Annotated in this window: 23 protein-coding genes; 9 read left to right on the top strand and 14 right to left on the bottom strand. The window is 64.0% G+C overall.

Annotation, left to right across the window (positions count from 1 at the left end):
- Nucleotides 1-148 precede the first annotated feature (148 nt).
- The gene (locus MHN84_RS16285; protein WP_241205565.1) at nucleotides 149-766 is read left to right on the top strand and encodes a hypothetical protein; all 618 of its coding nucleotides are present in this window, start codon (nucleotides 149-151) and stop codon (nucleotides 764-766) included.
- Here the strand turns inward: MHN84_RS16285 and MHN84_RS16280 are convergent.
- The 3 genes from MHN84_RS16280 to MHN84_RS16270 all read right to left on the bottom strand — a co-directional run bounded on the left by MHN84_RS16280 (nucleotide 763) and on the right by MHN84_RS16270 (nucleotide 2,603).
- Complete coding sequence (locus MHN84_RS16280; protein ID WP_241205564.1) at nucleotides 763-1,191, bottom strand: GtrA family protein; 429 nt, start codon at nucleotides 1,189-1,191, stop codon at nucleotides 763-765. The two genes, MHN84_RS16285 and MHN84_RS16280, sit on opposite strands and share 4 nt — an antisense overlap.
- Before the next feature lie 63 nt (nucleotides 1,192-1,254).
- Nucleotides 1,255-1,608, bottom strand: coding sequence for a VOC family protein (locus tag MHN84_RS16275; protein WP_241205647.1), 354 nt, complete (start codon nucleotides 1,606-1,608; stop codon nucleotides 1,255-1,257).
- A gap of 35 nt (nucleotides 1,609-1,643) precedes the next feature.
- Nucleotides 1,644-2,603, bottom strand: coding sequence for an antibiotic biosynthesis monooxygenase (locus MHN84_RS16270; protein WP_241205563.1), 960 nt, complete (start codon nucleotides 2,601-2,603; stop codon nucleotides 1,644-1,646).
- A gap of 34 nt (nucleotides 2,604-2,637) precedes the next feature.
- Between MHN84_RS16270 and MHN84_RS16265 the strand changes: the two genes are divergently transcribed.
- The 5 genes from MHN84_RS16265 (at nucleotide 2,638) to MHN84_RS16245 (ending at nucleotide 8,333) form a co-directional block, all read left to right on the top strand.
- Nucleotides 2,638-3,309, top strand: coding sequence for a GAP family protein (locus tag MHN84_RS16265; protein ID WP_241205562.1), 672 nt, complete (start codon nucleotides 2,638-2,640; stop codon nucleotides 3,307-3,309).
- Nucleotides 3,310-3,344: 35 nt separating this feature from the next.
- Nucleotides 3,345-4,505 (top strand): FAD-binding oxidoreductase, encoded by a 1,161-nt coding sequence (locus MHN84_RS16260; protein WP_241205561.1) that lies wholly within the window; start codon nucleotides 3,345-3,347, stop codon nucleotides 4,503-4,505.
- A gap of 24 nt (nucleotides 4,506-4,529) precedes the next feature.
- Nucleotides 4,530-5,432: an aldose 1-epimerase gene (locus tag MHN84_RS16255; RefSeq protein ID WP_241205560.1), complete on the top strand. Its 903-nt coding sequence runs from the start codon at nucleotides 4,530-4,532 to the stop codon at nucleotides 5,430-5,432.
- A 97-nt stretch (nucleotides 5,433-5,529) separates the two neighbouring features.
- Nucleotides 5,530-6,105 (top strand): hypothetical protein, encoded by a 576-nt coding sequence (locus MHN84_RS16250; protein ID WP_241205559.1) that lies wholly within the window; start codon nucleotides 5,530-5,532, stop codon nucleotides 6,103-6,105.
- 2 nt (nucleotides 6,106-6,107) lie between these two features.
- Nucleotides 6,108-8,333: a hypothetical protein gene (locus tag MHN84_RS16245; RefSeq protein ID WP_241205558.1), complete on the top strand. Its 2,226-nt coding sequence runs from the start codon at nucleotides 6,108-6,110 to the stop codon at nucleotides 8,331-8,333.
- 227 nt (nucleotides 8,334-8,560) lie between these two features.
- Here MHN84_RS16245 and MHN84_RS16240 read toward each other — a convergent pair whose 3' ends face one another.
- The 7 genes from MHN84_RS16240 to nthB form a co-directional block, all read right to left on the bottom strand.
- Nucleotides 8,561-10,669, bottom strand: coding sequence for a hypothetical protein (locus MHN84_RS16240; RefSeq protein WP_241205557.1), 2,109 nt, complete (start codon nucleotides 10,667-10,669; stop codon nucleotides 8,561-8,563).
- A 318-nt stretch (nucleotides 10,670-10,987) separates the two neighbouring features.
- Entirely contained in the window at nucleotides 10,988-12,076 is a 1,089-nt protein-coding gene (locus tag MHN84_RS16235) for a substrate-binding domain-containing protein (protein WP_241205556.1), read from the bottom strand.
- 81 nt (nucleotides 12,077-12,157) lie between these two features.
- Nucleotides 12,158-12,601 (bottom strand): MarR family winged helix-turn-helix transcriptional regulator, encoded by a 444-nt coding sequence (locus tag MHN84_RS16230; RefSeq protein ID WP_241205555.1) that lies wholly within the window; start codon nucleotides 12,599-12,601, stop codon nucleotides 12,158-12,160.
- A gap of 60 nt (nucleotides 12,602-12,661) precedes the next feature.
- Complete coding sequence (locus MHN84_RS16225; protein ID WP_241205554.1) at nucleotides 12,662-13,174, bottom strand: DUF1097 domain-containing protein; 513 nt, start codon at nucleotides 13,172-13,174, stop codon at nucleotides 12,662-12,664.
- Nucleotides 13,175-13,185: 11 nt separating this feature from the next.
- A complete protein-coding gene (locus MHN84_RS16220; protein ID WP_221353604.1) occupies nucleotides 13,186-13,548 on the bottom strand; it encodes an SH3-like domain-containing protein in 363 nt (120 codons plus the stop codon).
- Between the two features lies 1 nt (nucleotide 13,549).
- Entirely contained in the window at nucleotides 13,550-14,146 is a 597-nt protein-coding gene (gene nthA / locus MHN84_RS16215) for a nitrile hydratase subunit alpha (RefSeq protein ID WP_221353603.1), read from the bottom strand.
- A gap of 40 nt (nucleotides 14,147-14,186) precedes the next feature.
- Entirely contained in the window at nucleotides 14,187-14,885 is a 699-nt protein-coding gene (gene nthB / locus MHN84_RS16210; protein WP_241205553.1) for a nitrile hydratase subunit beta, read from the bottom strand.
- Nucleotides 14,886-15,133: 248 nt separating this feature from the next.
- On the opposite strand from nthB, the gene MHN84_RS16205 reads away from it, so the two are divergent.
- The 3 genes from MHN84_RS16205 to MHN84_RS16195 are packed head-to-tail and all read left to right on the top strand — an operon-like array spanning nucleotide 15,134 to nucleotide 17,116.
- Complete coding sequence (locus MHN84_RS16205) at nucleotides 15,134-15,349, top strand: CbtB-domain containing protein (RefSeq protein ID WP_221353599.1); 216 nt, start codon at nucleotides 15,134-15,136, stop codon at nucleotides 15,347-15,349.
- Between the two features lie 14 nt (nucleotides 15,350-15,363).
- Nucleotides 15,364-16,128 carry a CbtA family protein gene (locus tag MHN84_RS16200; protein WP_241205552.1) on the top strand — a complete coding sequence of 255 codons (765 nt, stop codon included), beginning with the start codon at nucleotides 15,364-15,366 and terminating at the stop codon, nucleotides 16,126-16,128.
- On the top strand, nucleotides 16,115-17,116 hold the full coding sequence (locus MHN84_RS16195; protein WP_241205551.1) for an acetamidase/formamidase family protein: 1,002 nt from the start codon (nucleotides 16,115-16,117) through the stop codon (nucleotides 17,114-17,116). Before MHN84_RS16200 ends, MHN84_RS16195 begins: the two co-directional genes overlap by 14 nt.
- Before the next feature lie 3 nt (nucleotides 17,117-17,119).
- On the opposite strand, the gene MHN84_RS16190 is transcribed toward MHN84_RS16195, so the two are convergent.
- From MHN84_RS16190 to dnaK, 4 genes are read right to left on the bottom strand one after another with little or no spacing between them, the layout of a single operon-like run.
- Nucleotides 17,120-17,509 carry a heat shock protein transcriptional repressor HspR gene (locus MHN84_RS16190; RefSeq protein ID WP_241205550.1) on the bottom strand — a complete coding sequence of 130 codons (390 nt, stop codon included), beginning with the start codon at nucleotides 17,507-17,509 and terminating at the stop codon, nucleotides 17,120-17,122.
- Nucleotides 17,491-18,669 (bottom strand): molecular chaperone DnaJ, encoded by a 1,179-nt coding sequence (gene dnaJ / locus MHN84_RS16185; RefSeq protein ID WP_241205549.1) that lies wholly within the window; start codon nucleotides 18,667-18,669, stop codon nucleotides 17,491-17,493. Before dnaJ ends, MHN84_RS16190 begins: the two co-directional genes overlap by 19 nt.
- Before the next feature lie 40 nt (nucleotides 18,670-18,709).
- Nucleotides 18,710-19,324, bottom strand: coding sequence for a nucleotide exchange factor GrpE (gene grpE, locus MHN84_RS16180; RefSeq protein WP_241205548.1), 615 nt, complete (start codon nucleotides 19,322-19,324; stop codon nucleotides 18,710-18,712).
- Nucleotides 19,321-21,186: a molecular chaperone DnaK gene (gene dnaK, locus MHN84_RS16175; RefSeq protein WP_241205547.1), complete on the bottom strand. Its 1,866-nt coding sequence runs from the start codon at nucleotides 21,184-21,186 to the stop codon at nucleotides 19,321-19,323. Before dnaK ends, grpE begins: the two co-directional genes overlap by 4 nt.
- Nucleotides 21,187-21,283: the final 97 nt, after the last annotated feature.

The raw sequence follows: 21,283 nt of genomic DNA, 5'->3' as shown, positions 1-21,283 counted from the left end.
AACCTTGAGTCTGTTCCGCTCAACTTTAACTTTTTTGCCGACGCGACACCAGGGGCCGAACGGCACCGATCGCTTCGCGGACATTTCGCCTGGTGGACACGAACGCCACGTCCCCGCACGTGAACGCGACCAGGGTTAACGTCAACGCATGTCCGACATCGGCGACTTCGAGTACGAACGGAAGTTCTTCGTTCGCGACATGCCGGCGGTCGCGGCGTCCGACCCGAGCCCGCTACTGATCGCGCAGGCCTATCTGTTCGTCTCGGACGGCTACGCCGTGCGGGTACGTGTGCAGGGACCGGCCCCCGCCGACCTCGACGCAACGCCGGCCGAGCTGGTGACGGCCCTGGGCGACGAGTCGATGGGAACCATGACCGCCAAGGGTCCGGCCGCCGGTGGGACCCGCTACGAGGCCGAGCGCGAACTCGATCCGCTGGTGGCGGGCCAGATCGTCTCGCGGGCCGACCATGTCGTGGTCAAGATCCGCTCCTCGGTCTGGCTCGGCGAGGACGGGTGGGTGATCGATCGCTTCCTGGGCGCCAACGCCCCGTTGCTGATGGCCGAGGTCGAACGCGACAACCCCGTGGTCGATCTCGCGATCCCCGCGTTCTGCACGACCGAAGTGTCCGAAGACGACCGGTTCCGCAACGAATACCTGGCCCACCATCCGTTCGGATCGTGGGCAGAGCAGTTCGGGGGCGAACTCGACTCCCGCGGGCCGGCTTTCGTCGACAGCCTGGGTCAGAACCGCTTCGACGGCCCCTAGCCTGCCGCCACGCGCTTGCGGAAGACCACCCACCGCAGCGCGCAATACATGAAGACGGCTTCGCATCCCCCGACCGCGAGCCGCGCCAGCCGGTAGTCGAGGCCGAGCTCGGTCAGCAGTGTCGACAGCGCCAGGATGAACACCAGGAAGTTGACCACCACCACCGCGACGTAGACGCCCAACTCCTGTCCCACAGGGGCGTGCGAGCGGAAGTTGAAGCGACGGTTGAGCACATAGCTCAGGCCGAAGGCGCATGCATAGGCCACCGTCACCGCGAGCGGGTACGGAACGCCGAGTCCACCGCGCAACCCCGTCAACAGCACCAGGTCGACGCCGAAGGTCGCGCTGTTGATCAGGCAGAAGCCGACCAGCGTTGGCGGTACCAGCCGTCGGAGTCCCGCACGCGGCTGCGATACGACCGACACATGCGCACTATGGCATCAGCAGATGACGCGACGGTGAGCGGTGTGCCAACGCCTGGCCCCGGATCAGTACTCGACGCGGAACCCGCCGATCACGGTGACGGTGTTCCCGTCGGGATCGGTGAGCGCGGACAATCGCACGCCCTTGCTGGCCTCGACCACCCCGCCCGGCTCCAGCCCGCGCGTCCGCAGCTCCGCAAGTGTGGCCTCGAGGTCGTCGACGGCCAGGTTGAACAACCCCGACCCGGCGCGGACAGGGTCGCAGAACACCTGCAGCCACGCTCCGGGCAGCACCTGCCACTCGATCAGGCTGGGCATCGGGTGGTTGTCCTCCGGCCTGCCGAACAGCGCGGTGAACCATGGGCGGCTGGCCTCGACATTGCTGACGGGCAGGACGGCGAGGAGGTGGTCGATCGTCATACGGTTCTGACCGTCGGTACCGCCGGGAGTCATCGTCACGACGCGTAATCCCAGAACTGCAGCTCGTGCACGCTGGCGAACACCGTCAACGTCACCGCGTAGACCACGAGGATCACCGCCACGCCTACCCCGCTCACGCGAGCACCGGCGCCGTCGACCGGGTCCAGCCACCGGCGCAGCGGCCGCGACGCCGCAGGCATCAACCACCACTGCATCGCGACGATGCTGACGATCTGGCTGATCCACAGGGCCAGCCACGGTGGCGCACCCGCGTGATCGACGACCGGCCCGAGGAACCGGGACAGCAACATCACCGTCGGGTAGAGCACGGCGAGGACCAACATCGCCGACTTCCAGTTGGGCGTCATCAACGTCTGACCGTCCTGCACCCGCACCGTGGTGCCGAACGGCGTGGTGCCGGTGCTGAAGTCCCTGCTCAGGGTGCCACGCATCTGTTCCAGCGCAGCACCGCGCTCGGCGGAGGCGAGCCACTGCACGAGCTGCGCACCGGTGCGGAACCGCACGACCGAGGTCCATTCGCCGTCCTGTTCGCCCGCCACCAGGACCGTCCCCAGGTAGCCCGGCTGCGTCGCCGCGGCCCGCGAGAGCCGGGCCTGTGTGGCCCGGAACTCGTCGTCACAGCCGGCGGCCACGACATGCCCGAACACGCCGATGCCCGACGCCTGCACGTTGTCCGCCGTGGTCACCACGTCGGGCGTCGCGGTCCAGAATCCCCGCGCCCGCCCGTCGCACAGCACCGCCTCGCGGTCGGGGCTGTCGAGCCACCGGTGCAGCGCGGCATCGTCGCAAAACGTCACGGCGACAGCGCGATCCGACGTCACGTCCACCACGTCGGAAACCCGGCTCGACAGGTGTCCGTGCGCGTCCCGGGCTGACTCCAGGAGCCGGGCGGCCCACCGGGTGAACTCCGCGTCGTCACCATCGGCGTGGAAGACCGTCACCGCCGTCGCCGGGCGCGGACCGGGCTGAGTCATTAGACGACGATAGCGGCGGGGCTTTGCTAGGTTCTTGGCCGTGTCGTGGGCATCCGTGCTGGCCGAGCTCGTCCCGTTGGGCCTCGTCGTCGCGCTGTCCCCGCTGACCATCATTCCCGCGGTGCTGGTCTTGCAGACCCCGCGGCCCCGGCCCACCGGACTGGCCTTCCTCGTCGGCTGGATCATCGGGCTCGCGGCGCTGACCGCGGTGTTCCTCGAGCTGTCGAACCTGATCGGCGGTATCGGCACCAAGCCGCCGGGCTGGGCGTCCTGGCTGCGCATCGTCGTCGGGGCGGCGTTGATCGCGCTCGGCGTGTACCGCTGGATCAACCGCGCGAAGTCCGAGCACATGCCCGGCTGGATGACCCGGATGAGCTCCATGACCCCGCCGAAGGCCGCAGCGACCGCGTTGGCCCTGACCGTCGTCAACCCCAAGGTGCTGTTCCTTTGCGCGGCAGCCGGTTTGGCGATCGGATCGGCAGGCATCGACGTCCCGGCGGTGTGGATCGCCGAGGCCTGGTATGTGCTGGTCGCGGGATGCACGGTGGCGTTGCCCGTGCTGGCCTACGCCGTGTCGGGTCAGCGGCTCGACCCGACACTGGCCAGGGTCCGGGTCTGGCTGGAACGCCAGCACGCGGCGCTGATCGCCGCCATCTTCGTCGTGATCGGAATCCTGGTGCTCTACAAGGGCATTCACGGCCTGTAGGTGGCCTGGCCGCGGGTGACCTAGGATCGTGCGGCGTGGGCCTGGAAGATCGCGAGTCGATGTACATCCTGCGGGATGCGCTCGACACCGGTGACGATGCGCTGGTCGGCGACTTCTACACCCGTTGGTTCGCCTCCGATCTGTCGGCGCGCGACCTTTTCCCCCCGGAGATGGCCACCCAGCGCAAGGTGTTCGGACAAGCTTTGAGCTGGTTGTGCGACGAGCTGATCGCCCAGCGGGCCGAGGAACCGGTGGCGTTCCTCGCCCAGCTGGGGCGCGATCACCGCAAGTACGGCGTGACGTCCGGCCACTACGAGACACTGCAGCTCGCGCTGCTGGCGACGCTGCGCAGGCACCTGGCCCACCGCTGGGATCGCCGCCTCGACGAGGCGGTCACCGACGTGGTGTCGCTGATGGTCGGCGTCATGAGCGGCGCCGCCGATGCGGAGACCAGCCCGCCGTTCTGCGACGGCACCGTCCTCGAACACCTGCGGCCCACCCGCGATGTCTCGGTGATCCGGCTGAAGATGGATCACGCGCTCGGCTATCACCCCGGCCAATACGTGCCGGTGCAGATTCCGCAGTGGCCGCGGCGGTGGCGCTACCTGAGCCCGTCGATCCCGGCCGATCCCGCCGGTTACGTCGAGTTCCACGTGCGGTCGGTGCCCGGTGGCATGGTCAGCCGGGCGATCGTCGGCGAAGCACGCCCGGGTGACCGCTGGCGGGTGTCCAACCCGCACGGCGCGCTGGACATCGACCGCGACGATGGGGACGTCCTGATGGTGGCCGGCAGCACCGGTCTGGCACCGCTTCGGGCCCTGATCATGGACCTGACGAGGTTCGGGGAGAACCCGCGCGTGCACCTGTTCTTCGGCGCGAAACACCCCTGCGAGCTCTACGACCTGCGCACGCTGTGGGAGATCGCGGCGACCAACCCCTGGCTGTCGGTGACGCCGGTGTCCGAGTTCGACTTCGACCCGCCGTGGGCGGCGCAGTACCCCGACGTGACCCCGCCGCGGGGCCTGCACGTCCGCCAGACCGGGCGGTTGCCCGAGGTGGTCACCCGCTACGGCAGCTGGGGAGACCGCCAGATCCTGGTGTGCGGCCGCCCGGAGATGGTGACCGCCACGAAGGCCGCGCTCATTGCGAAAGGCGCGCCCGCCGAACGAATTCGCCACGATCCTCTGGCGAGCTGAGCACACGTGGCAGGATCGCATGCCATGGACACGTTCGAAACCGTGACGCTGCGTGATCCGTCCTCCGCGCTGACCGCCACCTACGTTCCGGCCGCCGGGATGGTCGCCAGCTCGCTGTCCGACGACGGTGTGGAACTGCTGGGCCAGCGGCGGGGACTGCAGGCCTATGTGTCGAACCACAAGACCATGGGCATCCCGATCCTCTACCCGTGGGCCAACCGGTTGAGCAGCATGGGCTACGGGGTCGACGGCGCGGTGGTGACATTGACGCCGGGCACGGGTGGGGTCCGCACCGACGAGCACGGGGTGCCGATCCACGGGACGTTGGCGGCCTACCCGGACTGGACCGTGACGACGGCGCTGGAGTCCCAGCTGACCGCCGAACTGGACTTCGCCGCGCGGCCCGCGCTGCTGACCACGTTCCCCTTCCCGCATCTGCTCACCCTCGATGCGACGCTGCGGGACCGCACGCTGACGGTGACGACGACGGTGACCGCGACGACGGGTGCGCGGGTGCCGCTGTGTTTCGGGTTCCATCCGTACCTGCAGTTGCCGGGGGTGCCGCGCGCGCAGTGGCTCGTCGAGACGCCGGCGATGCGCTATCAGCCGGTCAACGCCTGGGGCATCCCGACCGGCCGGGTCGAGCCGCGTGCGGCCGCGTCGGAACTGTTGGGCGACAGGTTCATCGACGAGGGTTTCGATGAGGTGGCGCCGGGTTCGGTGTTCGCGGTCTCCGGTGGGGGCCGCCGCATCGAGGTGCACTACGACCAGGGTTACACCGCGGCGCAGGTGTTCGCACCCGGCGAGGACGACGTGATCTGCTTCGAGCCGATGGCCGCGCCCACCGACGCGCTGCGCCGCGGCGGGTATCGCGAGGTGGCGCCGGGCGAATCGGTGTCAGCGGTCTTCCGCGTCGTCGTCAGTTGAGGTTCCGGCGAGTGGACCAAAGCTGCAGATCGATAAGCGTTCATGGTCGTAGCGCATCGTCACGCAACGCGGTCGCGTCGCGGTCATCGAGACAGAAATGAACGCGCCCGCACCACGCACACCGACATACTTGCTCGGCCGCGGGCGAACAGTCCAAGAGTTCGAGATTTTCCTATCATCGGGCTCAGACCTCGCTCAGCAACGCGACCTGTTCGAATTGCTCGCCGACGCGATCAACACGCAGGCCTTGGACGCCGGTGTGGACTACAGGTTAGCAGTGAGGCGTTGGGAAGATGCCGTATCACGCAAGACTTTTGGCGATGGCAACAGGGAGTTCCGTCATGACGCTGCGTCGGCGCATCTAGTCGTAGTGCTTCTACATGAAGATCTGCGGCCGGGTACAAAAGAGGAACTGCTCCAGGCGGTCAGCGCGACGCAGACTCAAGTGGCAGTCATTTGGATGGACCCCCCGCCTCCCAATTCACGCAAGCGCGCGGTGAAGGAACTTCATGCAACGCTAGACGTGTTGAAGGATGAGGTGCGGTGGTCACGCACCGGCCCTCCCGGCCACGAGAGCGTAGCCGCCGCAATGGTCGAAATCCTCAGTCGCGTAATCATGGATATCTCCGCAAGACAGTCCAACTTGCCGAATCACTACTTCGAGGAGAGGTGAGTATGCCACCGGCCACGGAGTTGCTGGAAGCTGCAATCCGTCTTGATCAAAAGGTACTGATAAAGTCGGACGACGCAGGTGCACTTCACTTCCTCGGGATCCTGTCGCTTGATCCTCGACATATCGGGGACGCCAGGCAGGGCCATGAAGTAGTCCTAACGGCTGCTGGAACTTCGGTTTTATTCGTCGCCGCAGAGTCAATTAAAACCGCTCTCCACGGGGATTCTGATGGCGCGCGAGCAGTACTTGCTGACTGGAAGCCGCAAAGCGATCTTGAGCAACTGATTGTTCTTCTGGTTCAAGCCTGGCTTGACACCGCCTCTAGCTCTTTGACCCGTGTTGACGAATTCATTCGTCAAACGACGTTTTCGCGCGATATCTCAGCACGCAGCTACCTGAAGTTAATGACATGGGCGCTTGAGCGCGGAGGGACTCTTGCGGCGCGTCCATACTATGACCTAGCTTTAGAGTATTCATCCGGGCAATTATCGCAGGCCATTCACTCCGTTGGTTCCGCGTTTGGCGCCGATGCCCGTATTTACTTTAAGCCTCCAACTTCGGAATTGGTTTCGTACTCCTCCATTACTGATTCTGTATACGAGACTGCGTACGATCAATTTTATCGAGATGCTCGCCGGCAGTTCACTTCGCCCTTCACCCGCACATGGGGTGCAGATCCTCATACCAACCCCATTCGGCTGCGTGCCGCGGAACTGCAAGCCGGATGGACCGGCGCTTATTGGGCCCTCCAGAAAGTCTGGCGCCTCAAGGCGTCGATTTTGCTAATCAATAGCGACCAGCCGGTGGAAAGAGCCGACGCTATTGCCGCATGGGCACTGAGCGGAGGCGCACGCCCAGGATCGTTGGTCGATGCAAACGAACAGTATCTGACAGAGGAACTCATCGCGAAAATATTCCGAGAAGATCTGAAATCAGGCAACAGGATCAGCGAGAGCGATTGGGTAGGGATGTGCTCTGCCATATGGGACGAGCTGCCTAACGACCTGATTATTTCCCTCATCGACACGCTCAGGGTCGAAAGGACTTCGGAGGACGCTTTACTCTTCGATATAACTGACGCACCAACCAGACTTTTCGCGTCGTTGAGCCGCGCGGATTCAAAAACGTGGCTCGACAGGTTCCGCGATCTCGATCCTGAAGAGCAACTGTCGGTCGCACTCACTTTAAATGTCTCGGAAGCGACCGCTCTACCCGCTTCCGCTCGATACAGCCTCCGCCGAATGCTTCTCGAAGTCCTGGAGCGCACGGCCGAGAGAGGTAATACCTACAACTTTCCGAACTTGACCACACTCGCCGCCCTGCTCTTGGACGAAGATCCTGGTTCATCCGACATTGCGCGCTTTCAACAGCTGCTTCCCCACTCACGAGCAGCAGAGGTCGCGGCGTTAGCGGCGGCTATCGTCCCGGAACCCTTGCTCGAGGAATGTCTGATTGCAGGCAAACAAGAACTCAAAGATCAGCTGGCTGAAAATCGAGCCGGTAGGTGGACAAAGCGCATCGACAGCATTCCCCTTCAAATTGCCCAGTGCATGGTATCTCTCAAACGGATCGATGAATCCGCGATCCGTTTAATAGTGGATCTTGCGAACTCTCCATTTACGTCGTCCGACGATATAATCGACGCCATCGCGTCACTCAGTTGGTTGGTCGATACGGAGATACTCAGTCCTAACCATCCCGACTTGGGGGCAATAAGCTTTAAGACCAACCTGTCGCCGATCGACCGTTACTGGACAGGTAGGGATGACTTGCGTGCCATCAACGCATCGATCGCCGGCCTCTTGGCACGGCTGCCAGTGTCCAGGGTTGACGCTATGAATTCGCTGATCGTTTCTACACGCGATCCTGATATCAATGTCCGACTTTATGCGGTGTCACAGCTAGCGAGCGCTGCGTTGTCGGTCGAAGGGCTCGAGACGGCTGTGGACGCAGCCCTCCTAGGAGCAGTTTTCGATCCTGATAGTCGCGTTCAAGCTGCAGCCGTCAGGGGCATTCCGCTCATTTCCGACAATTCTGTTCGGCGCCTCGCGTGGGAGCGCGTTGTTCGCGAATGGGAGATCTCACACCGAAGGGTCAGAGTGGCGGCAGCAAGGACGCTAGCGCGGACGTCAAGTGAAGATCCATCAGGCAACTTACGCGACCAGATTTTAGGTCTAGCCGAGTCAGACAGGTCCCTCAACGTCCGAGCCGCAGTACGAAATGAGTAGCCGCGCAAAGGTCCTTCGCAGGCCGTCAGCGGCCTATTCCGCTGATCACGAATGGCTCCCCATGAAATGCATTGGCTTGTCAAGTAGATTAAAGGACTGCGGGGCGACTTGCCTTAGCGTCAGTATGAGCAGGGACGATTCGCCGGCCCAGTTTGGGCCGATTCCGTCTCTGCAGCACCGGTCGCGGTTCGGCTTACCGCGGGGCCAGCTGCCCGGACGAGGAACCCTCAGCTCATACTCGGCGGCTCAGTTTCAACATAGACATCCAAGTCCGCGGGCTGAGCCGGATCGAAATAGATTCGTCGCGCCGAGTCGGTCAGACTAAACTGTCGGCGGCCATTCACCATTGCCCTTTCAACCAGTTTTCGCTCGGCAAGCTTCTTTCCCCGCTTGCCCACGAGCTGATAGGACACATCCAACTCCTGCGCTATGTCACCGGGCCGTAGAGGCTCGGACTCGACGCTCAACGTCTGCAAGATTCCCAATTCAGTAGACGGTAGCAACTCTTCGGCGTTGACATTGCGTATCGTGGCTTCGTACTTTCTCGATATGTTGGTCACACGGCAGCGGCCCTCTCTGCACTCGGGGCAAAGCATATTGAAACGCTTCAGCGCGTCAATTTCCGACGGGTCGAAGACGTGGTTGCAATTGTCACATCTTATTTCTTCATTTTGATTGATATATTCTTGAAGGATGGGATTGAAGTCAAATGCACGCTCAACAAAATAGACTCGACTTTGTCGCGAGTCCGTAGGCCGGCCAAATGTGATGCTATATTTCTCGCAGAGACCGAAATTTAGCGCATACACCGTCACGCGCCGGCCATCCCGGTTACTCATTGCGTAATATTTTGTCACGAAGAAGTTTAGTTCCAGTGACGATAGCACGTGCTCGAAACGAGGATCGACATTGAAATGACTGGTTGGATGTTGGCCCGTTATCGTTTCAAAGAACGACGCGGCACTTTTTGCGCGGAGCTCCCGCGCGCGGCCAACGATGGCCTCCAACAACTCCTTCAGGCTAAATATCGAAGACTTCTCTTGGAAAGATTCGTGCAGAAAAGCTCCCATACTGAAATAGGGCTCGATTTTATCAGTATAGTATCGTTTGGCTGCAGCGCTAACGCTTTTGACATTGATCTTGCCTCCATACAGCACATTGTTCTCGTACGCGAAGTAGAGGATGTAACCCAAGGTGCGGGGATTGCCCATCGAGGCGTTGAACAATGCGGCCCAAACAGCACCGACGTTGCGTTCGTCAATAAAATCGTCGGCTCTGATATCAAAGTAATCGAACCGCCGCTGCAGCAACCTACGGGTGAAGTCTATACCTTTCGACTCCATTTCAGAAACTGAGTTGCGTCCATACAGGCTGTACAGGTCCAAGCTGACCTCATCGAGCTTCGTCTTGTCCAACTGCCCATAATACATTCGGCCAGGATATGCAGCAATTTTGAATTTTACGAGTTCATCTGACCAATTATTCAGCGGTGCGATAAGCGTATCAACCACCGCTCGCATTGGCCCTTCGGGCAATTCTGAAAAATCATCCAAAAAGATGTAGAGGTGTTTTACATTGAGGGGCTCGAGCAGCCTTTTTATGCTGGCAATAAGTGCTCTGACATCAAATATGCGGACAAATATCTCACTGAATCCCATTTCTGACGTCGACGATGACGTCTCGGACACAGACGCTTCAACACTCGCTGTAGGCACAAGCGAGGGGTCGATTCTGGCAGTTGCGGAAGCTTCACCCGATGTCGTGTCCTCGCTGCGCGCCCAACGAGCAGACTTCTTAATGCCTTGCGCATTCTTGAAATCTGGGTTGCTGAGGTTTTCGACGAATGAGTCCAAGTTCTCGAATAGTTCCTCGTACGTACCAGTGAACTTTTCCTTTACTCGGAGCTTCCAGGACGACTTCAACTGTTTCTTGAGATCATCCCGAATTCCTTCCACCACCGCCCCGACGAAGCTTGTCATTAACAAAACGGCATCTAGCGCATTGGGTGGGAGACTTTCGTCGGCTACATTGACCTTTTTGGCAAGTTCCGGATCGACCTGGGACGATTCGAACACCGTCTTGATATCGACGTAAGTCGACAGCACGCCTTTTTCCGTCAGTAGGCTTTTCTGCGCCCGGAGGAACACTGTTGATTTACCAGTCCCCTTCCGGCCAATTAAAAATGTCGTGCTTGGCTGGCGAAGTACCTTATGCACGTGATCCTGCGGGAGTGGGTCAACATAGAGTGTCTCTATTAAATCGTCGCCCTGAGAACTCTGGAGCTCAGCACGACGGTAAAGTTTCAGACTTTGAATCGCTTCAGCGAAACGTTCCATGTCTTCGCTTGACTCTCGTACCACTTCGACCTCTCATCCGCGCATAGCGTGCTGCGACTTACCATAGTCGCGGTCGTGTCGGCCGCAAGATTTGCCTGGTCGGGACAGGTATGCGCCTCGGCTAATTGAATACCGAAGCCGCGTTAGCAGCGAAGCCCGTCGAGCTAGAACGACCAGCCGGCCAAAACCTTGATGTCGGAGTTCGATGGCCTCGGGGACGCTCGTTCTAGCAACACCCGCGCGCCTTCTTGAAGGCCGATATCCAGAGGTATCGCGAAGCTGTGGACCATGCCGCGGCTGGATTACGGCATCCAAGGGTTAGGCGGCGGTGATCCGCGCCCGAACCTCGAAATCCAGACCCAGTGCCTCCGCGACGTAGATGTCCTGGTTGAGCTGGTTGCCTGACATCGACACCTCGCCACGGGGGCTCACGTAGGTCAGGTTCTCGGCGGCCAGGGTCATCGCGGCCACGTCCAGCGAACCTGCCCGCCGGGCCAGGGCGATCAGCAACGTGATTGCCTCATAACAGGATTCACCGATGCTGTTCAGCGCGGGTGCAGCGGCCCCGAAGTGCCGGTAGTAGCGCGCGGCGAACTCCATACCGGCCGCGGTGTTCAGCGCTTCGAAGTACCCTGCCGCCGCGAAGAGTCCGTTATTGCTGTCGGATCCGCTGGCCAGCAACATGTTCTCCTCGACATGTGGGCTGAGCCGGGGCACCGATGCCGCCAGCCCGCAGCCGGCGAACTGACGGTTGAACGCCACGCCGTCGCCGCCGACGAGCAACAGCACGACACCCACACCCTGAGCTCCGGTGATCTCGACCTGGCGGATCGCAGCGCTGAAGTCCTCGGTCCCCAGCGGAAGGTAGATCTCGTCTATCAGTGGTCGGCCTCGCGCACGGGCATGCCACCGGGCGGCGGCACCGGTCTGCTTGGGCCAGATGTAGTCGTTGCCGATGACGATCCAGCGGTCGACGCCGTACTCCGCGGTCATCCAGTCCATGGCGGGCAGGAGTTGACGCGACGGCGTCTCCCCCGTCAGGAACAGCCCGGGAGTGCGCTCCCCACCCTCGTACAGCGGACCGTACACGTACGGGATCCGCCCCGCGGTCACCTTCGCCAGCGCCTGCCGGACCGGCGAGATGTGCCAGCCGGTCACGGCGTCGATCATGCCGTGTGCCACCAGGCGGGCGACCTCCGCGGCGACGGCCGTGGGCGCCCGGCTGCCGTCGACGGGGATCAACCGGACCGGCCGGCCCAACAGGCCCGCGGTGCCGTTGAGATCCGAGATCGCCAGCTCGGCACATGCCTCGCAGGATGGCCCGTAGATGCCCGCGGATCCGCTGCGGGGAACGACCAGCGCGATGTCGATGGTGCACCGGCGCGCACCGGGAGATGACAGATCCATCGCAGCGCCTCCTTCGTGCGCCCATCGTGGCGGTGTGCCGTTACCGCGGTGTTGCAGGGCTGTTCTGCTCAGGAAAACCGATCACTGGCGGGTGTCCAACGGCAGTTCGCCCACCCGGGCCAGCGTGCGGATCAAATGGACGGCGGTCTCTTCGCCGAACTCCTCGATGAGCATCGCCTTCACCGCGGCTTCCTGGCGGGAGAGCCGGCGGACCTTGGTCTTTCCCCGTACCGAGAGGTGGATCAGAACCCGCCGGCGGTCTGTGGCGTCGACCCTGCGCAGCACGAACCCACCGTCGACGAGCTTGTCGACGATCCGGGTCAGCGATGGTGCGGGAATGCCCATCGCTGTGGCGATCTCGGTCATCGTGAAGCCGTCGCCGCTGCGCAGGGCACCCAGCACACGCCACCCCTCGAGGCTGGCGATGTCGTTGTCGAGCAGCCCCTGAGACAGCGCGTCGCTCCACCAGCGCCCGAGCCGGAAGAACACCTCGGAGACGCTTTCGGTGGCGATGGACGTCGGCACAACGCTCCTCGTGTCGGTTGCTTCCATGAACGAAAATTTCTCTTCCGCAGCGTAACCGGGTCAGCCCGGCGCGACCACCGACCGCGGTGCGGCGAGGCGTGCGATCATTCCCGCACCCCATTCGGAGGCGAGTCCGAAGCAGGCGCCGACGGCCGCGGTCACGGCGGCCACCAACGCCGGATGACCCAATCCCATTGTCGTTATACCGTTTCCGGTGGCCGCGATCGTCCCGACCGTCATCGCGAACCCGAACACGATCGCGGGGGTCGCGGAGATCCAGGGCAACCTCGAGACCTGGACCATGACCAGGCTCCCGACACCGACCGCGATCGAGAGCAGCAACGCGCTGTCACTGGCATGAACCGACAGCAGCGTCGCGGTCGCAATCGCGATCCCCGCCCAATTGCACGCCACCGACTTCAGCAACCCGGCGACACCCGACCCCACGAAGAAGAACGAGGCCCACGCCAAGAACAACACCCACACCGGCAATGGCCACACCGTCGCGGTGATCAGGGTGGACACCATGCCCAACACTCCGACGCTGATCGACAGCGCGGTGACTTTCGACATCGACTCGCCCCTCAGTGCTCGTGCGGATGGTCGTGATCGTCATGGGCCAATCGAGATGCCTCGAGACGCACACGCTCTTCCAGACCTGCTTCGGCGATGAACTGTTTCTCCAGGGCGAGCCGGCAGAATGCGTCACCGAACTGGCGGTAGTAGACCGAGGGATCGCAGACGTCGTCGATGCCCGACTCACCGATGACGTCGATCAGGTGCTTCTTGAACTCGTCCCAGGTGAACATGCCGGCTTGGCACATCTGTACCACGAGGCCGAAAAGCCGTCCCTGCCATGGGGCGTCGAAGACGAGCTCGCCGTTGGACCTTGGCAGCGCAGCGGCCGTCCCCGGTGCGTCGAACTCGACGATGGTGGGTGCAGACATGTCAGGCCGCCTTCGGTGCGGACAGCACAGCGGTGCCGACCATGGAGTCCCGGCTCACCAGGGCGATGAGTTCGTCCTCACTGAGGCGCTCGGTTCCCTCGGGCCGCTGCGGAATCACCAGGTAACGGATCTCGGCACTGCTGTCCCAGACGTCGATGTGGACGTCGTCGGCCAGCGTCACCCCGAATTCGGCCAGCACACTTCGTGGTTCCTTCACCACGCGGGCGCGGTACTGGGGGTATTTGAACCAGGCCGGCGGAATGCCCAGCAGGGTCCACGGATAGCACGAGCACAACGTGCACACCACGACGTTGTGCCGCTCCGCAGTGTTCTCCACCGCGACCATGTGCTCGGTCTGCAGCCCGGTGAAGCCCATGTCGGCGATCGCCGCGGTGGCATCGGTGAGCAACCACTCGCGGTACTCCGGATCGGTCCAGGCCCGCACCACGACCTTGGCACCGTTGACGGGGCCCATGTCGTTCTCGAACGAGGCCACCACCGCATCGACAGCCTCGTGTTCGGCGAGGCCCTTCTCCACCATCAGTGACTCGAGCGCGTTCACGCGCGCTTCGACGTCGCTCAATGACAGCCAATCCATCTGTGTCTCCTAGTTTCTCGTCGTCTCGGGGTTTCTGGGATCACTCGCCGATGGGTTCGAGGTAACTCTCGAACAGGTCGGCGTAGAGGTCGAATTCTTCGGCCGCGTCGTCGCCCCACAGTTCGGTGGAACTGAACTTCACCATGTAGAGCTGATGTGGAACGTCCTTGTACTCGTGCGCGCTGGCGGCCGGATCGTGGAATGCGCCGTACTGTTTGGCGATCACGCCGCGGGCCCGCCGCAGGTAACCGGGCAACCGGTTGTGTGTGGTGGCGCTGATGTTGCGTACGGCGACGGCGTCTCCCACCTCGAACGCCGGCGGTGAATCGGCCGGCAGGTCGTGCGGTGTGCCGGCCCACAGCACGTCGATCATCGTCTGCGCGAACGGGGAGAGCGTGTCCGGCTTCGTCGGGTGGGGCGTCATCTCGGGGGTTCCGAGCTCGGCCATGCGCGCATCGACCTCCTCGTGCGAGATGTATCCCTTGTCGTTGAGCAACTTCTCCACCGAGAACAGCCAGTGTGCGTAGTAGGTGGAGTCCAGGTAGTCGCTCCACTTCATCAGCTCGATGCCGTGGCGCTGCTCGTCGAGATTGAAGGCACCCTTGGCGATAGCCATCGCCGTCACCGCGTGCATGCGCCCCTCGAAGGGATAGCGCCAGTCGGGGATTCCCGGTTCCAGGAATTCTTCGGCGATGGCACCCACACCATCGCGCCCGCCGAGATCATGCGGACCGTGCATCTGCCCAGCCTCCTTGGTTCATGTCGCCAATACTTTCAGTAGAAACTATGTACACGTCCCAACGGTGCGCGCAATCGCTCGGTCGCAGCTGTTACCGCGGCTTAACGTGCGCGGTCGGGATGTTAAAAGTAGGTATCACAGGGTTTGTGCGGGCGCCTTCCGGTTGACGGCGACCTGCGCGGGTTCCCAGACTGTCGATCGTCAGGAATATTTCCACTCAGCAACTTTTCACGATGGAGGAAGCCCCCATGACTTCACGCACAGTCGCGTCACCGCGCACAGACGCCCTCGACACCTCGCGGCTGGAAGCCGCGCTCTGGCTCACCACGACCACCGCGCTCGCCCTGATCGCCTACTACTTCCTCGGGTACGACCAGGGCGCCGTATCGGTGTTCGGTTCCGATACCCACGTGCACGAGTTCCTGCACGACGCCAGGCACCTGCTCGGATTCCCCTGCCACTAGAAGGGATCGAGATCATGGAGAAACGCATCATCGGATTGGGCATCACCGGCGGGGTCGCCGCCGGCGCGGTGACCTTCGGATACGCGCGCTGGCACCTGGCGCCGCTGATCGCCGACGCCGTCGACTACGAGGAGCAACGCTCACACGCCGCCGAAGCCCTCGAGGGCGGGCACGGCCACGAGCACGAGGTGTTCAGCAGGGCAGCCCAGGAGAACATCGGCTCCGCGGTGGGCACCGTCGCCTTCGGAGTCATCATGGGTGCTCTGTTCGCGGTGGCGTTGACCGTGGTCATCGCTGCATTCCAGCGGCACGGTCGGCACACGGGTCTGTCGGGTCTGGCCGCCGCGAGCGCGGCGGCGGGCTTCGTCTGTGTCGCGGTGGTGCCGTTCCTGGTCTACCCGGCCAACCCACCGGGCGTGGGACTGGAGGAGACCGCGGGCGACCGCACTCTGACCTACCTGATCGTCCTCGCGGCTTCTCTTGCGGCGGCCGCCGCCGGTCTGGCGGCGGGGTTGCGCCTGGCACCGCGGATCGGCGGCGCGGCAGCCGTCGCTGCATCGATCGGCGGCTACGTCGTGGTCATGACGGGGGTGGGGCTCGCGCTGCCCGCCTTTAACGAGGTTCCCCACGGGTTCCCTGCTGAGCTGCTCGCCGACTTCCGACTGTCGTCGCTGGTCGGCCAGGCACTGATGTGGTCCACGCTCGGTGCGGTGACGTCGGTGCTTCTCCCCCGCGTGCTCACCTCCGCCACGGTGGGAGCGGCCCGTGCAGGTCGTTGAGTTCACCCCGACCAGAGACCAATACGTCTGGACCTTCGGTGGTGCCGAACCGGTGATGGAGGTGGACCCCGGTGCCGCACTGCGGCTCTGGACCGAAGATGCTTTCGCCGGCCGGGTCACCTCTCGCGACGACCGTCCCAGCCAGGTGCTGAATCCGAAGGAGCTGAATCCGCAGACCGGGCCCTTCTACGTCCGCGGCGCCGAACCCGGGGACACTCTGGCTCTGCACGTGGTGTCATTGACCCCGGCGCGGGATTGGGCGGCGTCGACGACGATCCCGCTGTTCGGTGCGCTCACCGGGACCGACCGTACCGCGGGGCTGCAGCCGCCCCTGCCGGAACTGACGTGGATCTACACGGTCGACCGGGCCACCGACACCGCGCTGTTCACCGCGCACCAATCGGACTTCGAACTTCGGGTGCCGTTGGCCCCGATGCTCGGGACCGTCGGGGTGGCCCCCGCCCTGCGGGAGGTGCGCACGACTCTGGTGCCGGACTACTTCGGCGGGAACATGGACACCCCGGAGCTTCGTGCGGGCACCACGGTGTACCTCGGCGTCAATGTCGAGGGCGCCCTGTTCTCGATCGGCGACGGCCACTACCGGCAGGGCGAGGGTGAAACCTGCGGCACCGCACTGGAAGGCGCGATGGACGTGACGCTCATCGTCGAGCTGATCAAGGGCAACGCACCGGCATGGCCCCGGCTCGAACACGACGACGCCTTGTTGACCGTGGGGTCCGCGCGGCCGCTCGAGGATGCCTGGCGGTGCAGCCAGGTGGAGATGGTGCGGTGGCTGGTCGAGCTCTACGGACTCGGCGAGCTGGACGCCTACCAGCTGTGCAGCCAGCTGTGCCGTTCACCGCTGGCCAATGTGGTCGACGTGAACTACAGCGCCGTCACCAAGATCGCGAAAGACCTTCTGCCCGAGGCGCACCCGTATGCGGGGATGCATTCTTCCCTGCGGACGCGGGGCGCCCTGCTGTCCTGAGCCTCAGCGCTGGTTGCGTGGCTGCCACACGACCAGCGCTGTGCTCTTGGCCCGGGGTTGCGCACGCAGGTGCTCGACCTCGGCGGAGAGTTCACGCACCCGTGCCTGCAGCGCCTCGACCTGATTGGTCAGTTCGATGATGCGCTTGATGCCGGCCAGGTTGACGCCCTCGTCCTGCGAGAGTCGCTGCACTTCGCGGAGGAGGTCGACGTCGCGTTGCGAATAGCGCCGTCCCCCACCGGATGTGCGTTCGGGGCTGACCAGGCCGAGCCGGTCGTATGTGCGCAGCGTCTGCGCATGCATACCGGCCAGCTCGGCGGCGACCGAGATCAGGAACGTCCTGGCCTGGTCCTTCTGGTCTTTGCGCCCGGGGCTCACTGGGCACCGGCCCATCCCGCCCGCGGATCGAAGCCGCTGGCGCGCTCGGCTTGTGCGTAGGCCTCCAACGCCTCGGCGGCCTCACCTTCGAGATTCGACGGCACGGCCACCTTCACGGTGACCAACAGGTCGCCGTTGCCGCCGGAGCGTTTGGGCACCCCACGACCGCGCACCCGCAGGATGCGTCCGTCCGACGTGCCCTTCGGCACCCGCACCCCGACCTTGCCTTCCAGCGTCGGCACGGACAGCGTTGTGCCCAGGGCCAGTTCATGGAAGGCGACGGGCACCGTGACCGTCAGGTCGTCGCCGTTGCGGCCGAACACCTTGTCGGGGCGCACGTGCACGGTGACGTAGAGGTCACCCGACGGGGCGCCGCGCAACCCTGCTTCGCCCTGACCGGCGAGCCGGATACGTTGTCCGTCTTCGACTCCCGGCGGTATCCGCACGTTGATGGTGCGGGTGCGGGTGGTGACCCCGGTGCCCTTGCACTCGTCGCAGGGGTGCTCGATGATCGACCCACTGCCACGGCACTCCGTGCACGGCTCGGAGAACCCGAACGCACCCTGGTTGCGGCTGATGACACCGGCGCCGTTGCAGTTCGGGCAGACCTTCGGGCTGGTACCCGGGCGGGCACCGCTGCCGTGGCAGTTCGTGCACGGGGCAGGGCTGGTCAGCCGCAACGGCATCGCCACGCCCTTGGTGGCCTCGAGGAAACTCAGTTCGGTCTCGGTCTCGAGGTCGTTGCCCCGCCGGGGGCGGCTCGGCCGCGGCTGCTGTGCGCCTCGGCCGAACAACCCACCGAACAGGTCACCGATGTTCGCGCCCCCGGTCTGCCCGGCAGCGTCGAACAGGTCGTTGAGGTTGAACTCCTGACCATCACCGCCGCCGAACCCGCCGAAACCGCCACCGCCGGCGCGGCCCCGGCCGAACCCGCCGCCCGCGAAGAGCCGACGGGTCTCGTCGTACTCCTTGCGTTTGGCGGGGTCGGTCAGCACTTCCTTGGCCTCCGAGGCGGCCTTGTACCGCTCTTCGGCCGCGGCGTTGCCGGGGTTCCGGTCGGGGTGGTTCTCGGCGAGAATCTTGCGGGCAGCCCGCTTGATCTCGTCCTGGCCGGCGTCGGAGGCGACGCCGAGCTCCTTGTAGAAGTCCTTCTCAACCCACTCACGCTGGGCCATACCGCGTCACCTCCTCACCTCTCGTCGCGGTTGTCAATTCCTATGATTCTGCTGGCTTTTGCGGTTCTTGGTCGGTATTCGCCGATCCGGCCGCGTCGGGCCCCGAGTCAGGCACGGTGTCGACGACGCCGACCATCGCGTGGCGAACCACGTGATCACCGACGGTGTAGCCGCGGCGCATGACCGTTCCGACCACCGGATGCGTGCCGTCGCCCTCGTGCTGCACGGCCTCGTGCAGCGACGGGTCGAAGGCATCGCCCTCTTCACCGAACGGCTTGAGCCCCAACCCTTCGAGAGTCGAAACCAGCTTGTCCGCAACGGATTTGAGGGGACCGGAGTCCAGGTCGCCGTGCGCGCGGGCCCGCTCGAGATCGTCGAGCACGGGCAGCAGCTGGGTCACCACGTGAGCCTTGGCTCGCTCGGTGGCCACCTGCTGATCGCGCAGCGAGCGCTTGCGGTAGTTCGCGAAATCGGCTTGTACCCGCTGCAGGTCGGCCAACAGCTCGGCGGCCTTGTCCTGCGACTCCTCGGACACGGTCGGCACCTCCTCGGCCGGCCCGGAGGCCGGCTCAGGTGCGTCGCGCACCTGGCCGGTCTGCGGGTCTATCCGGCGCTTGTCGGTGACGGTGATCGGTTCTTCGCGATCGTCAGTCACTTGCGCTCCTGATCGTCCTCAACAACCTCGGCGTCGACAACGTCATCGTTGGAGCCCGAGTCCGAGCCACCGGGGGCGTCACCGCCGGCAGCGCCCTGCTCGGCCTGGGTGGCCTCGTAGATCGCCTGGCCCAGCGCCTGGCTCTCGGTGCCCAACTTCTCCATCGCGGCCTTGATCGCCGAGATGTCGGTGCCGGCGAGCGCGGACTTGGCCTCGGCGATGGCGCCGTCGACCTTGGTCAGCGTGTCCTCGGAGACCTTGGACCCACCTTCGGCCTCGCGCTGTTCCTTGACGAACTTCTCCGTCTGGTAGACCAGCGACTCGGCCTGGTTGCGGACATCGGCCTCTTCGCGACGCTGACGGTCCTCGTCGGCGTGCGCCTCGGCGTCCTTGATCATCCGATCGATCTCTTCCTTGGAGAGGCCGGAGCCTTCCTGGATCTTGATCGTGTTCTCCTTGCCGGTGCCCTTGTCCTTGGCCGTGACGTGCACGATGCCGTTGGCGTCGATGTCGAACGTGACCTCGATCTGCGGCACACCGCGCGGGGCCGGCGGGATGCCGGTCAGCTCGAAGCTGCCGAGCAGCTTGTTGTGCGCGGCGATCTCACGCTCGCCCTGGAACACCTGGATCTGCACCGACGGCTGATTGTCGTCGGCCGTGGTGAACGTCTCCGAACGCTTGGTCGGGATCGTGGTGTTGCGCTCGATGAGCTTGGTCATCACGCCGCCCTTGGTCTCGATGCCCAGGCTCAGCGGGGTGACGTCCAGCAGCAGCACGTCCTTGACCTCGCCCTTGAGCACGCCGGCCTGCAGCGCGGCGCCCACGGCGACGACCTCGTCGGGGTTGACGCCCTTGTTGGGCTCCTGGCCACCGGTCATCTCCTTGACCAGCTCGGAGACCGCGGGCATACGCGTCGAACCACCGACCAGCACGACGTGATCGATGTCGCCGACGGCGATGCCGGCGTCCTTGATCACCTGCTGGAACGGCTTGCGGGTGCGGTCCAGCAGATCCTGCGTGATGCGCTGGAACTCCGCGCGGGTCAGCTGCTCGTCGAGGAACAGCGGGTTCTTGTCCGCGTCGACGGTGATGTAGGGCAGGTTGATCGAGGTGCTCTGCGAGCTCGAGAGTTCGATCTTGGCCTTCTCGGCCGCTTCGCGCAGCCGCTGCATCGCCATCTTGTCCTTGGTCAGGTCGATGCCCGAGGTGGCCTTGAACTTGTCGACGAGCCATTCGACGATCCGGTCGTCCCAGTCGTCGCCACCGAGGTGGTTGTCACCGGAGGTGGCGCGCACCTCGACGACACCCTCGCCGATCTCCAGCAGCGACACGTCGAACGTGCCACCACCGAGGTCGAACACCAGGATGGTCTGCTCTTTCTCGCCCTTGTCCAGGCCGTAGGCCAGCGCGGCCGCGGTCGGCTCGTTGACGATGCGGAGCACGTTGAGCCCGGCGATCTGGCCGGCTTCCTTGGTGGCCTGACGCTGGGCGTCGTTGAAGTACGCGGGCACGGTGATCACCGCGTCGGCGATGTCCTCGCCGAGGTAGGACTCGGCGTCGCGCTTGAGCTTCATCAGCACACGGGCGCTGATCTCCTGCGCGGTGTAGTTCTTGCCGTCGATCTCCACAGTCCAGTCGGAGCCCATGTGCCGTTTCACCGAACGGATCGTTCGGTCGACGTTGGTCACCGCCTGGTTCTTGGCGGGCTGACCGACCAGCACCTCGCCGTTGCGCGCGAACGCCACGACCGACGGGGTGGTGCGGGAGCCCTCGGAGTTCGCGACGACGACGGGGTCGCCACCCTCCAGAACTGCGACGACGGAGTTGGTGGTCCCGAGGTCGATGCCGACCGCACGAGCCATAGTTACTGCCTCCTGATTAGACGAAACGTGTGTACTGAGTGCACCGGGCTCAACACTGCTCCTCGGCATGGGGTCCTGTCAAGCAGAACTTGAGTCT

The organism is Mycobacterium sp. PSTR-4-N, from assembly GCF_022348085.1.
GTDB lineage: Bacteria > Actinomycetota > Actinomycetes > Mycobacteriales > Mycobacteriaceae > Mycobacterium.
The sequence above is the reverse complement of the archived record's forward strand: the minus strand, read 5'-3'. Positions and strand labels throughout refer to the sequence as shown.

What these genes read in the sequence shown, in the direction of transcription:
- MHN84_RS16285 (WP_241205565.1), top strand. Translation starts at nt 149, where the DNA reads ATGTCCGACATCGGCGACTTCGAGTACGAACGGAAGTTCTTCGTTCGC.
- MHN84_RS16275 (WP_241205647.1), bottom strand. Translation starts at nt 1,608, where the DNA reads ATGACGATCGACCACCTCCTCGCCGTCCTGCCCGTCAGCAATGTCGAG.
- MHN84_RS16270 (WP_241205563.1), bottom strand. Translation starts at nt 2,603, where the DNA reads ATGACTCAGCCCGGTCCGCGCCCGGCGACGGCGGTGACGGTCTTCCAC.
- MHN84_RS16255 (WP_241205560.1), top strand. Translation starts at nt 4,530, where the DNA reads ATGGACACGTTCGAAACCGTGACGCTGCGTGATCCGTCCTCCGCGCTG.
- MHN84_RS16250 (WP_241205559.1), top strand. Translation starts at nt 5,530, where the DNA reads ATGAACGCGCCCGCACCACGCACACCGACATACTTGCTCGGCCGCGGG.
- MHN84_RS16245 (WP_241205558.1), top strand. Translation starts at nt 6,108, where the DNA reads ATGCCACCGGCCACGGAGTTGCTGGAAGCTGCAATCCGTCTTGATCAA.
- MHN84_RS16240 (WP_241205557.1), bottom strand. Translation starts at nt 10,669, where the DNA reads ATGGAACGTTTCGCTGAAGCGATTCAAAGTCTGAAACTTTACCGTCGT.
- MHN84_RS16235 (WP_241205556.1), bottom strand. Translation starts at nt 12,076, where the DNA reads ATGGATCTGTCATCTCCCGGTGCGCGCCGGTGCACCATCGACATCGCG.
- MHN84_RS16225 (WP_241205554.1), bottom strand. Translation starts at nt 13,174, where the DNA reads ATGTCGAAAGTCACCGCGCTGTCGATCAGCGTCGGAGTGTTGGGCATG.
- MHN84_RS16220 (WP_221353604.1), bottom strand. Translation starts at nt 13,548, where the DNA reads ATGTCTGCACCCACCATCGTCGAGTTCGACGCACCGGGGACGGCCGCT.
- nthA (WP_221353603.1), bottom strand. Translation starts at nt 14,146, where the DNA reads ATGGATTGGCTGTCATTGAGCGACGTCGAAGCGCGCGTGAACGCGCTC.
- nthB (WP_241205553.1), bottom strand. Translation starts at nt 14,885, where the DNA reads ATGCACGGTCCGCATGATCTCGGCGGGCGCGATGGTGTGGGTGCCATC.
- MHN84_RS16205 (WP_221353599.1), top strand. Translation starts at nt 15,134, where the DNA reads ATGACTTCACGCACAGTCGCGTCACCGCGCACAGACGCCCTCGACACC.
- MHN84_RS16200 (WP_241205552.1), top strand. Translation starts at nt 15,364, where the DNA reads ATGGAGAAACGCATCATCGGATTGGGCATCACCGGCGGGGTCGCCGCC.
- MHN84_RS16190 (WP_241205550.1), bottom strand. Translation starts at nt 17,509, where the DNA reads ATGGGCCGGTGCCCAGTGAGCCCCGGGCGCAAAGACCAGAAGGACCAG.
- dnaJ (WP_241205549.1), bottom strand. Translation starts at nt 18,669, where the DNA reads ATGGCCCAGCGTGAGTGGGTTGAGAAGGACTTCTACAAGGAGCTCGGC.
- dnaK (WP_241205547.1), bottom strand. Translation starts at nt 21,186, where the DNA reads ATGGCTCGTGCGGTCGGCATCGACCTCGGGACCACCAACTCCGTCGTC.